The sequence below is a fragment of the uncultured Streptococcus sp. genome (assembly GCF_901875575.1).
GTDB lineage: Bacteria > Bacillota > Bacilli > Lactobacillales > Streptococcaceae > Streptococcus.
Genome location: NZ_CABFMF010000080.1, coordinates 32,969 through 48,258 on the forward strand (window position 1 = coordinate 32,969; position 15,290 = coordinate 48,258).

A 15,290-nucleotide genomic window follows, 5' to 3' on the forward strand; every position below is an offset into this window, starting at 1 on the left:
AAAGGAGACCTCATGACACTTCCAGTTAGAAAATCCCTGCATGACGCTGTTTTACAGGCTTCAAAGTCTGATACTTGGGAACAAGCTACCAAGGAATGGAGTGAAGTTTCCTTGATTTTTAATGGAATTGGTCGAAGCAATTGCATTTGTGGAAACGCCATAAAATATGCCTATGAACTCTTTAACGGAGTGACAGGGCAGCGACTATTTCCTATCGGTAGTGACTGCGTCAGGCATTTTAAGAAGCTCAACCTAGACCAACAACTCGAAGAAGAAGAAAAACTGCTCAGAAAAATTGAAAGCCTAACTAGAAAAGCACAAAAGAAAGAAATCATCAAGGTTAATAAGACGGATTTTGACGAGCGTCTTTTAGACTGGTTATGGAAAAAAGGCGTTTTTAAAGCCAATCGAGGCAATCAATTTACTCCAGAAAGAGATTATGAACTATTTCTAGAAGTATTTAGAGGTGGAAGTTGGAGCAAGGCAGAACCAAAGAAAAAATCTCGTATGGAAGAAGTCCTAGAAAAGTGTATTAAGCCCTTTTTACTTGGAAAATCAGATGATAACCTCTACCTTGTCAAGCTAGGCAAGGAAAAGATCGACTACGAGCAAGATTTGCGGATTCGGGCAGAAAAAGAACGAAAAAAACGAGATAAGATTGCCAAGCAATACGCTGACAATCTCGTTCTAGCCATGGGGCCAGCAGAACGGGCCTATCAGGACTATTTTGGATTCACAGAAGCCCTAACCAAAGAAGAACGGAATTGGGAGAAAATTCTCTTTGGAAAAAATAGAACAGAGCGAGCTCTAAAGTCCAAACAATACCAAAATGAGTTAGCAAAAGACCAGAAAATTGCTAATCAAGACCCAATCGAGAGAAAACAAAAGCAGATATGGATTCTTAATTCTTATTTCAAGGATATCCCTAATGAAAAAGCCCGCTTTTCACGGCTTCTGCTAGAATACCGTAAAACAGGTCACATTCCCTTTTCACAGAACTTCCTCTCTGAACAAGTCATTGACTTTTTCTACAAGATGAAGGCATTTGAATTTGAAATCACACCTGAAAAAGTCCGAGATTTTCTAAAAGAATGCTTAGAAGCAGAACATTTATCATCTGCACAAACAGTTTGGATAGAAGGTATTTTAACCAACTGTCTCAAACCATTTTTAGAACGATTAGTTATATAAGTAACACCTACCGTGGAAATTTCATGGTAGGTTATATTTTATCCAAAAAAATATAAGAAATGGCAAACCCTGCTCATTCGTATTTTACATGTAAAACTAAGCATGAAAGCGCAACTCGATTTTAAGACTTTTTTGTAAATTAAGAGTATAATTAAAGTGTATTACATTTTTATAAGATAACAAGCTAACATAATAAATTTTATCTTGCATATTTTTAAATTTTATCTCAAGGAGGAATAATGGAAAAGTATTTTGGTGAAAAACAAGAGCGTTTTTCATTTAGAAAATTATCAGTAGGACTTGTATCTGCAACGATTTCAAGTTTATTTTTTATGTCTGTATTAGGTAGTTCATCTGTAGAGGCTCAAGAGACTAAAGGTGTTCACTATAAATATGTGACAGAGTCAGAGCTATCATCAGATGAAAAGAAGCAGCTTGTCTATGATATTCCGACATACGTGGAGAATGATGATGAGACTTATTATCTTGTTTATAAATTGAATTACCAAAATCAACTGGGAGAATTACCAAATACTGGAAGCAAGAATGATATGCAAACCCTAGTTGCTGGTGCTAGCTTAGCTGCTCTGGGAATTTTAATTTTTGCCGTTTCTAAGAAAAAAGTTAAGAATAAAACAGTATTACATTTAGTATTGGTTGCAGGAATAGGAAATGGTGTCTTAGTTTCAGCTCATGCTTTAGAAAATAATCTCTTACTGAATTACAATACTGACTATGAATTAACTTCAGGAGAGAAATTACCTCTTCCTAAAGAGATTTCAGGTTACACTTATATTGGATATATCAAAGAGGGAAAAATAACTTCTGAATCTAAAGTAAGCAATCAAGAGAAATCAGTAGCTACTCCCAAAAATCAACAAAAGGTAGGTTATAATGTTACACCAAATTTTGTAGAAAATCCATCAACAGTACAAGCTATTCAGGAACAAACACCTGTTTCTTCAACTAAGCCGACAGAAGTTCAAGTAGTTGAAAAACCTCTTTCTACAGAATTAACGAATCCAAGAAAAGAAGAGAAACAATCTTCAGATTCTCAAGCACAATTAGCCGAACACAAGAATCTAGAGACGAAGAAAGACGAGAAGGTTTCTCCAAAAGAAAAGACTGGGGTAAATACACTAAATCCACAAGATGAAGTTCTATCAGGCCAGTTGAACAAACCTGAACTCCTATATCGCGAGGAAACTATAGAAACAAAAATAGATTTTCAAGAAGAAATTCAAGAAAATCCTAATTTAGCTGAAGGAACTGTAAGCGTAAAACAAGAAGGTAAGTTAGGTAAGAAAGTTGAAGTCGTCAGAATATTCTCTGTAAACAAGGAAGAAGTTTCTAGAGAAATCGTTTCAACTTCAACGACTGCGCCTGTTTTAAGAATAGTCGAAAAAGGTACTAAAAAAGCTCAAGTAATGAAGGAACAACCTGAGACTAGTGCAGAACATGGGGAAGTACAGGCTGGAGCTATTGTTAAACCAGAACAGTCTGCCCCACTATCAGAATACACAGGGGTACAAGCCGGAGCATTAGTAGAAGCAGCAAAAATGGAGAAACCTGAATATACTGGAGTACAGGCTGGAGCCTTAGCAGAACCAGAGAAAGTGGAAGCCCCAAGAGAATATACAGGAGTTCAGGCTGGAGCCATAGTAGAACCAGAAACAGTTGAACCTGAATATGTGGGTGTCCAATCGGGGGCTATAGTGGAACCAGAGCAGGTAGTTCCACTGCCAGAATATACAGGAGTGCAAGCTGGAGCAATCGAAGAACCAGAAAAAGTAGAAGCCCCAAGAGAATATACAGGAGTACAAGCTGGAGCACTAGTAGAACCAGAGAAAGTAGAATCGCCAGGAGAATATACAGGAGTACAAGCTGGAGCACTAGTAGAACCAGAGAAAGTAGAAGCCCCAAGAGAATATACAGGAGTGCAAGCTGGAGCAATCGAAGAACCAGAAAAAGTAGAAGCCCCAAGAGAATATACAGGGGTACAAGCTGGAGCAATAGAAGAACCAGAGAAAGTGGAAGCTCCGAGAGAATATACAGGAGTGCAAGCCGGAGCGATAGTAGAGCCTGAGAAAGTAGAACCAACTAGAGAGTATTCTGGAAGTATTGAACAGCCAAGTACAGAAGAGCCTAAGCCAAATAATGAAAATACTAATACACCAGAAGAAATGAGTATTCAGAAAAAATCTAGTGCATTAATTAATATGACCTTCATTACAGATTCGTCAAGGGGAACTGGAGTGGGATCAGCGACTTTTATTGCACCAAATGTACTTTTAACAGTCGCTCATAATTTCATTCATAATTCTACTGATAATACTACGGGTGAATTTAGAGGTGATAAATCTAAAAACGAATATGAGTGGGTGACTCCTGACGGACAAAAAGGAACATTTACCGCTAATGATATTCATTTTTATAATCAAAAAGATTATCCAAAAGGATTTATCTATGATTTAGCAGTGATTAAATTACCACAATCTTTAGAAAGAAAACATGTAAATCTAGTAGAAAATTATTCGAAAGTAAATGTTTATGACAAACTTAATGTTCATGGATATCCAGGTGGGAAATATACGCACTTAAAAGATACTACGGTAGAAATGGAACAAAAATATGCGAATAATACCTACGGTGTCCAATATCAAGGCGGAAATCCTGGTATGAGTGGTGGAGGAATATTTAATGCTAATGGTGAAGTCATTGGTGTACACCAAAATGGAGCACAAAATCGCTCAGGTGGATTGATTTTATCTCCTACACAATTAGCTTGGATTAAGAGTATTATCGCAGGGAATGAAATTACTCCGACATATGATGCACTAGAACGTCATAAAGATGAGAAAAAAGATGATGTTAAAGAAGAAGATGTTAATAAGAAATTAGAACTTAGAAATATATCTTCTGTTGAACTATATTCTAAAGAAGGTGATAAGTATCGTCATGTAACTTCACTTGATTCTGTGCCAAATGACCCACAAAATTACTTCATGAAAGTAAAATCAGAGAACTTTAAAGACGTGATGCTTCCAGTTAAAAACATTACTAATGATAATAAAGATAATAGAGCTGTTTATAAAATAGTAGCAAGTGCAAATAATCTGATACAGCATGAAAATAATAATGTACTAGAAAATTATACATACTATTTACCAAAAACTCAGCAAAGTGAAACTGAAGTATATACATCATTTAAAAATTTAGTCGATGCAATGAATAGCGATCCTAATGGTACATTCCGTTTAGGGGCAACTATGGATGCTCGTGAAGTTGAACTTTCGGATAATCAAGAAAGTTATGTGAAAAAGGAATTCCATGGAAAGTTAGTAGGAACAAATAATGAGAAATATTATGCTATTTATAATTTGAAAAAACCATTGTTTGGGAGATTAAATGGTGCTACAGTACAAAATCTTTCACTAAAAGATGCTAATATTTCAGCAAAAGAAGATGCTGCAACAGTAGCGAAAGAAGCGAGAAATGGAACTGTAATTAGTAATGTTCATGCTGATGGAGCAATTGCTGGTGAACATGGAATAGGAGGTTTAGTATCACAAGTAGAGAATTCTAGAATTTCAAATAGTAGCTTTACAGGAAGAATTACTAATACTTATGAAACAAATTCAGCTTATCAAATTGGAGGTTTAGTTGGTAAACTTTCTGGTTCAAGGGGATTAATAGAGAAGTCGATCGCATCAATTGATTTATCATCAAACGCAACTAAAGGGGATCAATCTATTGGCGGAATAGTTGGTGCAGCAGAAGATAGTGCGTTAATTAGTAATAGCTACGCTGAAGGAAATCTTAATAATGTTCAACGTTTTGCAAATGTAGGTGGAGTAGTTGGTAATCTTTGGGATCCAGTCGGAGGATTAGAAAAATCTGGTCGACTTTCTAATGTACTAAGCGACGTTAATGTTACGAACGGTAATGCAATAACTGGAAAAGATTTCACTAACATGCAAGCAAGTCATGTATATAGTAATAAAAATAATAAGGTTGTGAACGTAGTAGCAGAAGATGATGAAATCTTAACTAAGGATTCTACTGTTCAAAGAGGAGAAGTATTAGAAGATGCACAGATTAAAGAGAAAAAATCTGCTTTTGTTACTAAAAATACTATTAAAACAGAAGACTTTAATTTCTCTTCTAGATATGTAACTGACTATAGAAATCTTGAAAATGCCGTTTCATCTAAAGAAAAAGTATATAAAAATATAGAAAAACTATTACCATTTTATAATAGAGAAACAATAGTTAAGTACGGAAATTTAGTAGAGTCAAGTAGTAATCTTTATAATAAGGAATTATTATCAGTAGTTCCTATGAAAGATAAAGAAGTAATTAGTGATATTAACAAAAATAAAGAAAGTATAAATAAACTATTACTATATTACGCGGATAATACAACAGAGATTAAAAATCTAGAATATCAAAGTGATTTTTCAAGTGTAGCAGAGTATAGAATAGGCAATACAAATTTAATTTATACACCGAATACATTACTTCGCAATTATGATAATATTTTGGAAAAAGTATTACCAGCATTAAATAATGTAGAATATAAATCAGAGGCAATAAGAAAAGTATTAGATGTTTCTAATGATGTTAGCTTAACGGAGTTATATTTAGAAGAACAGTTCAATACTACAAAAACTAATTTGAAAGATAGTTTGACAAAACTTCTTACTGCAGATGCTGTAATAGCGGAAAATAACAATAAGGTAATAGATAATTATGTAATCGAGAAAATTAAAAATAATAAAGAAGCTTTACTTCTAGGATTAACATACTTAGAGCGTTGGTACAATTTCAAATATGGTGAAACAAAAGCAAAAGATTTAGTTATGTATCACTTGGATTTCTTCGGTAAATCAAATAGTTCAGCTTTAGATAATGTTATAGAGTTAGGTAAATCTGGATTTAATAATTTACTAGCGAAAAATAATGTTATAACTTATAATGTTTTATTAGCAAAAAATTATAAAACTACTAATTTATTTGATGCATTAGAAAAATATAGAAAAGCTTTTGTACCAGATAAAACAAATAACGAGTGGTTTAAAGAACAAACTAAAGCCTATATTGTAGAAGAAAAATCTACGATTAAAGAGGTAAGTGATAAACAATCAAAAGCAGGCACTCCGCAATCTATAGGGATTTATGATAGATTAACTAGCCCATCATGGAAATATCCAAGTATGGTCTTGCCGCTATTAACATTACCTGAAAAATCGGTGTTTATTATAGCCAACATTTCAACAATAGGTTTCGGTGCTTATGATAGATATAGAAGTAAAGAACATCCAGCAGGAACTAATTTAAATGACTATGTTGAGACAAAAGCAAAAGAAGCGGCTGTTAGATTTAGAGATCACTATGATTACTGGTATAAAATACTAGATGATAAAAATAAAGAAAAATTATATAGAAGTGTTCTAGTCTATGATGCATTTAGATTTGGTACAGATGAAAAAGAAGATAAAGATACATACCAAGCTACTTTTGAAACTGATCATCCAGCAATAAAACATTTCTTTGGTCCAGCAGGAAATAATGTTGTTCATAATGCTAATGGAGCATACGCTACGGGGGATGCATTCTACTATATGGCATATCGTATGCTTGATAAAGATGGTGCGGTAACTTATACACACGAAATGACGCATAACTCTGATAGAGAAATTTATCTTGGAGGATATGGAAGACGAAATGGACTTGGACCAGAGTTTTATGCTAAAGGATTGTTGCAAGCTCCTGATCATCCATACGATCCTACTATTACGATTAACTCTATATTGAAGTATGAAGAAGCAGAAAATCCAACTAGACTTCAGGTGAAAGATCCTACAGAACGATTTAAAAATGCAGAAGACTTACAAACATATATGCATAATCTGTTTGATGTAATTTATATGCTAGAATATCTAGAAGGTAATGCTGTTGTTAACTTAGATATTTCTAAGAAAAATGAGTTGTTGAGAAAAATAGAAAATAAATTTGAAACGGATCCAGACGGAAGTAAAGTATATGCAACTAATATTGTTCGTTATTTAACAGCTGAAGAGCTTAATAAGTTAAATTCATTTGATAGTCTAATAGAAAATGATGTTATTACAAGAAGAGGATACGAAAATGACAATGATAATACCTTTAAACGAAATGGCTATTATACAATTAAACTATTTTCACCAATATATTCAGCTTTAAGTAATAATAAAGGAACACCGGGTGATTTAATGGGACGTCGTATGGCGTTCGAGTTGTTAGCTGCAAAAGGATTTAAAGATGGAATGGTACCATATATTTCTAATCAATTCGCAGAAGAAGCAAAAGCAAATGGTGACGTTATTACATCATATGGTAAAAAAGTCGGTAATGTAACTGATGATTTAGTGCTTAAGAAAGTATTTAATAATCGTTACTCATCTTGGGTTGAATTTAAAAAAGCAATGTATGAAGAACGAAAAGCTAAGTTTAATAATCTAATAAGTATTAGCTTTTATAATCCAAATGTAAGTTTCTCAAGAAATAGCAAGGTGACAATAACTAATATTGATATGCTTCGTAAAATGATAACTGATGCTGTTAATGCTGATGCAGAGGATGATTTAGCGAAAATGTATCTTGAACATAATAGAGTTCATAAACTTAAACAAGCAATCTTTAAAGCTTATCTCGATCAAACGAATGATTTTAGAAGTTCAATTTTTGAGAATAAAAAATAGTGTTTGCTATTAGGAAATAAAAAGTAAAGGTAGAGAATTATAATTGTCATTATTAAAAAAAGATAAATTTTCCATTCGGAAAATAAAAGGTATTGTTGGCTCAGTATTCTTGGGAAGTCTTTTATTTGCACCGTCAATTGTTGGTGCATCTACATATCACTACTTGGATTATAGTAATTTAACACAAACTGAACGTGATCAACTCAAACAAGGTAGACCTGACGAATCAAAAGAATCATATGCTTTGGTTTATGAGAAAGACGCACTACCAAATACTGGTCAATCACAATCTATTATGACTGTATTTGGTTTATTGACCATCGGTAGTCTTGTTGTAGTTATTACAAAAGATAAGAGAAATAAAAAAATAGCTACATTTTTGATTGTAGGGGCGACAGGTTTAGTTACACTATCAACTGCTTCAGCACTTAATTTGAATGCTACCATCCATGAGTCTGGACGTGATGGTGTGTTGCAAATTTCTGGTTACAGATATGTTGGTTACTTGGAGCTTGATGATAGAAGTGTTTCGTCGGTTTCTCCGGCATCAACTGTTTCGCCAGTTGAGCAACCCAAAGTTGTGACAGACAAAGGAGAACCTGAGGTTCAAGCAGCGTTACCAGAAGCTATTGTAACTGAAAAAGGAGAAGCCTTAGTTCAGCCTGAATTGCCAGTAGCCGTAGTCTCAGAAAAAGGGGAACCAGCAGTTCAGCCAGTATTACCAGAAGCCGTAGTCTCAGAGAAGGTGGAACCAGCAGTTCAGCCTGAATTACCAGAAGCCGTAGTCTCAGAGAAGGTGGAACCAGCAGTTCATGAAAAATCAGAATATACGAATCCTTTAAGTACAGTCCCAGACGAAGCTCCTAAAGTAGAGAAAACTGAGTACACAGCTCCTGTAGGTACAGTTCCAGATGAAGCGCCTAAAACTGAGAAACCAGAATATACTGAACCTGCAGGTGCAACAGGAGTGGATGAAAATGGAAACTTGATTGAACCACCTGTTAGCGAAAAACCAGCATACACGGAACCAGTAGGTACAACAGGAGTAGATGAAAATGGAAACTTGATTGAGCCACCTGTTAGCGACATTCCAGAGTATACTGAACCAATATCTACAGTTTCAGAAGTTGCATCAGAAAGAGAAGAGTTGCCTTCTTTACATACCGATATCCGGACCGAGACTATTTCTAAAACGACTATAGAAGAATCTGAACCTACCAAATTTATAGGCGATGATTCTGTTAAACAAATTGGTGAGGATGGCGAACGTCAAATTGTTACTAGCTATGAAGAGTTACATGGCAAAAAAATTAGTGAACCAGTTGAAACAGTAACTATTTTGAAAGAAATGAAGCCTGAAATTCTTGTAAAAGGTACAAAAGAAAAGCCTAAAGAAAAAACGGCTCCTGTTTTGACTTTGGAGCGAACAGATACAAATGTATTAGACCGCTCCGCAAATCTTTCTTATCATTTGGTTAATACAGATGGAGTCAAGATCAATAAAATTACTGCGACAATTAAAGATGGAAATGAAATTGTCAAAACAGTAGATTTAACTTCAGAGCAATTAGATAAGCATGTAGAAGATTTAAAATTCTACAAGGACTATAAGATAGAAACCACTATGACCTATGACCGGGGTAAGGGAGAAGAAACTGCAACATTAGAAGAGAAACCACTTCGCTTGGATTTGAAAAAAGTTGAAATTAAAAATATCGCATCTACTAATTTAGTGAAGGTAAATGACGATGGTACTGAAACACCTAGTGATTTCATGACTGAAAAACCCTCAGATGAAGATGTGAAGAAGATGTACTTGAAAATCACTAGTCGTGATAATAAAGTAACACGTTTAGCAGTTGATAAGATTGAGTTGGTGACTGAAAAAGAAAAAGAACTTTATAAAATTACAGCAACTGCTCAAGATTTGATTCAACATGTTGACCCATCTAAGACTAGAAATGAATACATTCATTACATTGAAAAACCTCGTCCTAAAGTTGATAATGTTTACTATAATTTTAAAGATTTAGTAGATGCTATGAATGCTGATAAAAATGGTACATTTAAAATCGGAGCAGATTTGAATGCAGAAAATGTACCAACACCTAATAAAGAATATGTAACAGGGACATTTAGAGGTACATTGACCAGTGTAGAAGGAAAACAGTATTCAATTCATAACATGAAACGTCAATTATTCGGTGGTATCGAAGGTGGTTCAGTAAAAAATATTAACTTAGCAAATGTTAATATCAATATGCCTTGGATTAATGATATTTCAGCACTTGCTAAGACTGTTAAAAATGCGACAGTTGAGAATATCAAGGTTACTGGTAGCATTCTTGGAAACAATAGTATTGCTGGTATTGTTAATAAAATTGATCGTGGTGGTCTGTTAAGAAATGTGGCATTTATCGGTAAATTACAGGCTGTTGGTGATCGTGATTGGAATTTAGCTGGTATTGCTGGTGAAATTTGGAAAGGTAACTTAGATAGAGCATATGCTGATGTAACAATCACAGGTAAACGAGCTAGAGCTGCTGGACTTGTTGCGAAATCTGATAATGGTATGGATAATTTCACTGTAGGAAAAGAGGGCTCTGTTCGTCATTCAGTTGCTAAAGGTAGAATTGACATTGATAATCCAGTTGATGTTGGTGGATTTATCAGTTCTAACTGGGTATTAGGGCAAATTGAAGATAACGTATCAATGGTGAAAGTGTCTAAAGGCGAAATCTTCTATGGGTCAAGAAATATAGATGACGAAGATGGTTACTTCTCAGGTAATAGACTTGAAAATGATTTCGTTGTTCGTGATATGAGTACAGGAACTTCTTCCTATCAACGTTCTAAGCGTGTTAAAGAAATTAGTTTAGAAGAGGCTAATAAGAAAATTAAAGGGTACAATATAACAGCTAGTGGATTTGAAATTAGTGCTCTTCCTGAAGATACGCTTAACCGTACAACACCAAAATCAGAGGAATACAAATCAACCCAAGACTACAAACTCGAACGTGATTTAGCTTATCGCAATATTGCAAAACTCCAACCATTCTACAATAAAGAATGGATTGTTAACCAAGGCAACAAGTTGCTTGAAGAATCGAACTTAGTTAAGAAAGAAGTTCTTTCTGTCACTGGTATGAAAGAAGGACAATTTGTAACTGACTTGTCAGATATTGATAAGATTATGGTTCACTATGCTGATGGTACTAAGGAAGAAATGGATGTTACTAAGAATGCTGATTCTAAAGTGAAACAAGTTCGTGAATATACCATCGCTGGACAAAACGTTGTTTATACACCAAATATGGTTGAGAAAGACCGTGTGAAACTGATTGCAGATGTGAAAGAGAAGTTAGCTTCAGTCACATACGATTCGCAAGGTGTTCGTAAAATTATTGGAAATCCAGCTGATTTGTATCTAGAAGAAAGCTTTACTGATGTCAAAGACAATCTTGATAAATTTGTGAAAGCTTTAGTCGAAAATGAAGATCATCAATTAAATAGTGACGAAGCTGCGATGAAAGCACTTGTGAAGAAAGTTGACGACAATAAAGCGAAAATCATGATGGCTCTATCTTACTTGAACCGCTACTATAACATTAAGTATACTGACAACAGTATGAGTATCAAAGACATTATGATATTCAAACCTGACTTCTACGGTAAAACTCCAAGTGTGTTAGATCGCTTGATTAACATTGGGTCTAGCGAGAAGAACTTAAAGGGTGACCGAACTCAGGACGCTTATCGTGAAATTATTGCAGGTAATACTGGTAAAGGTAGTCTACGTAACTTCCTAGAATACAACATGCGTTTGTTCACTGAGGATAAAGACATTAACGATTGGTTTATCCATTCTGCTAAAAATGTTTATGTTTCAGAACCTAAGACAACAAATACAGAGTTGAAAGATAAACGTCACCGTGTATTCGATGGTTTAGATAACGGTGTTCATGGACGTATGATTTTGCCTTTATTAACGCTTAAGAATGCTCATATGTTCTTAATTTCAACATACAATACGATGGCTTATAGTTCATTTGAGAAATATGGTAAACATACAGAAGAAGCTAGAAATGAATTCAAAAAAGAAATTGATAAGGTTGCACATGCACAACAAACTTACCTTGACTTCTGGTCACGTTTAGCATTGCCAAGTGTACGAGATAGATTGCTTAAGAGTGAGAAAATGGTTCCGACACCTGTATGGGATAACCAGACCTACAATGGTTCTCCTGTAGGTCGTCGAGGATTTGACAGTAAGGGTAACCCTGTAGCCCCAATTCGTGAATTATATGGTCCAACATGGCGACACCATGATAGAGACTGGCGTATGGGCGCTATGGCCTCAATATTCCCTAATCCAAATAATGATGACAAGGTCTTGTTTATGGTGACGGATATGATTAGTCCGTTTGGTATTTCAGCCTTTACTCACGAAACAACACACGTAAACGATAGAATGCTTTATTTCGGTGGTCATAAGCATCGTCAAGGTACAGACGTTGAAGCCTATGCTCAAGGTATGTTACAAACACCTGATAAATCAACAACTAATGGTGAATATGGCGCTTTAGGCCTTAACATGGCTTATCACCGTGAAAATGATGGTAATCAATGGTATAACTATGATCCGGATAAATTAAAAACTCGTGAAGATATTGATCGCTACATGAAGAACTACAATGAAGCGTTAATGATGTTGGATTATGTTGAAGCAGATGCTGTAATTCCAAAATTAAATGGTGATAATAGCAAGTGGTTCAAGAAAATTGACAGAGTCGATAGACATGTTGATAGTTTAAATAATTTAACTGCTCCACACCAATGGGATAAAGTTCGTGACCTAAATGACGGAGAGAAAACTAAGCTATTGTCAAGTATTGATGATTTGGTTGATAATAACTTTATGACTAAACATAATAATCCTGGCAATGGTGTGTTCCGACCAGAGGACTTCACGCCTAATTCAGCATATGTTAATGTTCAAATGATGGCTGGTATTTATGGTGGTAATACAAGCAAAGGTGCTCCAGGTTCATTATCATTCAAGCACAACGCCTTCCGTATGTGGGGTTACTTTGGCTATGAAAATGGATTTATCGGATATGTATCTAGTAAATACCAAGGTGAAGCTGATAAACAAAACCAGGGTAGATTGGGTGATGATTTCATTATTAAAAAGGTTTCAGACAACCAATTCTTAAACCTAGAAGACTGGAAGAAACATTGGTATCACGATGTTAAAGCTAAAGCAGAGCAAGGATTTACTGCTATTGAAATTAACGGTAAACAAATTAGCAACTATACACAATTGAAGGATATCTTTGTTAAAGCGGTTGAGGAAGATTTAAAGAAATCGGGTGATTTCTCACATACTGTTGCACTCAAAGAAAAAGTGTTTAAAGCCTTGTTGAAAGCAACTGATGGTTTCTTTAATCCTTTATTTAAATGAACATAACAAATTGCTATTTAATATGAGTCTGTACAAAAACTAGATTCAACATAAAACCACACAGTGATTTCAGTTTTATACTCAATGAAGCTGAAAGAAACATTGTGTGGTTTTTGAATGGTTAGCGTTTTATACCGAAAAAATCCCAAAAACTCATAAAATTCCACTCTTATACTCAATGAAAATCAAAGAGCAAACTAGAAATCTAGCCGTAGGTTGCTCAAAACACTGTTTTGAGGTTGCAGATAGAACTGACGAAGTCAGCTCAAAGCACTGCTTTGAGGTTGTAGATAAGACTGACAAAGTCAGCTCAAAATACTGTTTTGAGGTTGCAGATGGAAGCAGACGTGGTTTGAAGAGATTTTAGAAGAGTATTAGCTAACATATATGATTCTCTCCCTAATATGAAGTAATAGCTATAATAGATATTGAATTTCAAAGGATATACTTGAATTAAATTATGTCTTGAGTAAGACTTCAATAAAATGATAGACCTTCATTTTGAATTAGTATAATCTGGAAACAAGGGCGGACAAAATAAAGAAGTCATGATATAATATAAATTAGATTTCTATGTCATAAAACGAGAACTGTTTGGACATCATTCATTTTAAAACTTTCTATGTTCAAACGATAATAAAATAGGGGCTCTAAACCCTTGCTATGAAAGGAAAAAAACTCAATGGCTACTATTCAATGGTTGGTCTAGAAGATTTAAAATAATAAAACATTGTGAAGTAGAATAAATGCTTAAAACCCTTGAATTTCAAGGGTTTTTGTGAGTACAGATTTTTATTTTTTACATTGTTATAAGTGCTTGATTGAGCAATAATTATCAATAAAAACATTTTTTTGGTGTTGAGTTTGGTGTTCAATTATTTATTATGTTACGGAAAGGAATTTCACAATCTTTCCGTTTTTTTATTTTCAGGAGGGAAAATGACAAAAGAATTACAATCATCACGCTATATTGTCATTTCATTTTTAGTACGTGAAATGGGAATTGACATTGTTGAAGCCATCTCTCTTATGGCTGAATTAGAAAAAAGTGGCTTGGTTCGATTGGAATCAAGTGGAGATTTAATACTCAAAGAACTTGGAGGAGCGCTATGAAACGAATTACCGCAAATCAATACCAAACCTCAGAACGGTATTACAAATTACCTAAAATTCTTTTTGAGGATGAGAAATATATGGATATGAAACTAGAAGTAAAGGTGGCTTATTCTATTTTAAAAGATCGTTTAGAATTATCTCTCAGTCGTGGTTGGATAGATGAAGAAGGAGCAGTCTATTTAGTATTTTCTAATTCTAAACTGATGAAGCTATTAGGTTGTTCGAAGTCAAAATTATTGTCCATCAAAAAGATTCTTAAAGAATATGACTTAATTGATGAAGTTCAACAGTCTTCTAGTGAGAAAGGAAGACTAGCTAATAAGATTTATTTAGGGGAGTTGTCTTCTACCCCAGTAGGTAATTCAAACAGGCCTAGTGTTAAAAAAGGACTAGGGCAGGTTGAAAATAAAACGGGCCTCGTCTCACATTCAGCCCCTAGTGAGACTGAAGTTAGTGAGACTAAATATAGTGAGACTGATTCTTTATTTATTGAGGATGAGGAGGAGAGGAATACTCAACCTATCTTGAGAAGAAAAGTAGAAAAGGTTACAAAATATGATCGAGATTATATTTGGGGATTGGTACAAGAACAATTTAGACGAGAGGGTTTTTCCGAAACAGCCAGTGAAATTGCTATGACTGATTTTGAGAGAATCTATCAGTATGCTCTAGATAATGTTCACTTTGTTAGACGAGCGGAAGTACTTGCTGAATTTGTGTTTAATGGCCTATATTCCGTTTGGAATAACCGTGTTAGAAAAGGAGGTGGTTAAAAT

At 34.6% G+C, this 15,290-nt stretch carries 6 protein-coding genes; all 6 read left to right on the forward strand.

From position 1 onward, the window contains the following. Positions 1-12 precede the first annotated feature (12 nt). The 6 genes from QZ114_RS09700 to QZ114_RS09725 all read left to right on the forward strand — a co-directional run bounded on the left by QZ114_RS09700 (position 13) and on the right by QZ114_RS09725 (position 15,287). On the forward strand, positions 13-1,191 hold the full coding sequence (locus QZ114_RS09700; protein ID WP_295502687.1) for a hypothetical protein: 1,179 nt from the start codon (positions 13-15) through the stop codon (positions 1,189-1,191). A 239-nt stretch (positions 1,192-1,430) separates the two neighbouring features. Continuing rightward, on the forward strand, positions 1,431-7,934 hold the full coding sequence (gene zmpA / locus QZ114_RS09705) for a zinc metalloprotease A (protein WP_295502690.1): 6,504 nt from the start codon (positions 1,431-1,433) through the stop codon (positions 7,932-7,934). Positions 7,935-7,977: 43 nt separating this feature from the next. After that, positions 7,978-13,398 (forward strand): zinc metalloprotease D, encoded by a 5,421-nt coding sequence (gene zmpD / locus QZ114_RS09710; RefSeq protein ID WP_295502692.1) that lies wholly within the window; start codon positions 7,978-7,980, stop codon positions 13,396-13,398. 178 nt (positions 13,399-13,576) lie between these two features. Further along, positions 13,577-13,765 (forward strand): hypothetical protein, encoded by a 189-nt coding sequence (locus QZ114_RS09715; protein ID WP_295502694.1) that lies wholly within the window; start codon positions 13,577-13,579, stop codon positions 13,763-13,765. Positions 13,766-14,337: 572 nt separating this feature from the next. Further along, positions 14,338-14,511: a hypothetical protein gene (locus tag QZ114_RS09720; RefSeq protein WP_000159607.1), complete on the forward strand. Its 174-nt coding sequence runs from the start codon at positions 14,338-14,340 to the stop codon at positions 14,509-14,511. Further along, entirely contained in the window at positions 14,508-15,287 is a 780-nt protein-coding gene (locus tag QZ114_RS09725) for a replication initiator protein A (protein ID WP_295502699.1), read from the forward strand. Before QZ114_RS09720 ends, QZ114_RS09725 begins: the two co-directional genes overlap by 4 nt. The last annotated feature ends 3 nt before the right edge of the window (positions 15,288-15,290 follow it).

What these genes read in the sequence shown, in the direction of transcription:
- QZ114_RS09700 (WP_295502687.1), top strand. Translation starts at nt 13, where the DNA reads ATGACACTTCCAGTTAGAAAATCCCTGCATGACGCTGTTTTACAGGCT.
- zmpA (WP_295502690.1), top strand. Translation starts at nt 1,431, where the DNA reads ATGGAAAAGTATTTTGGTGAAAAACAAGAGCGTTTTTCATTTAGAAAA.
- QZ114_RS09715 (WP_295502694.1), top strand. Translation starts at nt 13,577, where the DNA reads ATGAAAATCAAAGAGCAAACTAGAAATCTAGCCGTAGGTTGCTCAAAA.
- QZ114_RS09720 (WP_000159607.1), top strand. Translation starts at nt 14,338, where the DNA reads ATGACAAAAGAATTACAATCATCACGCTATATTGTCATTTCATTTTTA.
- QZ114_RS09725 (WP_295502699.1), top strand. Translation starts at nt 14,508, where the DNA reads ATGAAACGAATTACCGCAAATCAATACCAAACCTCAGAACGGTATTAC.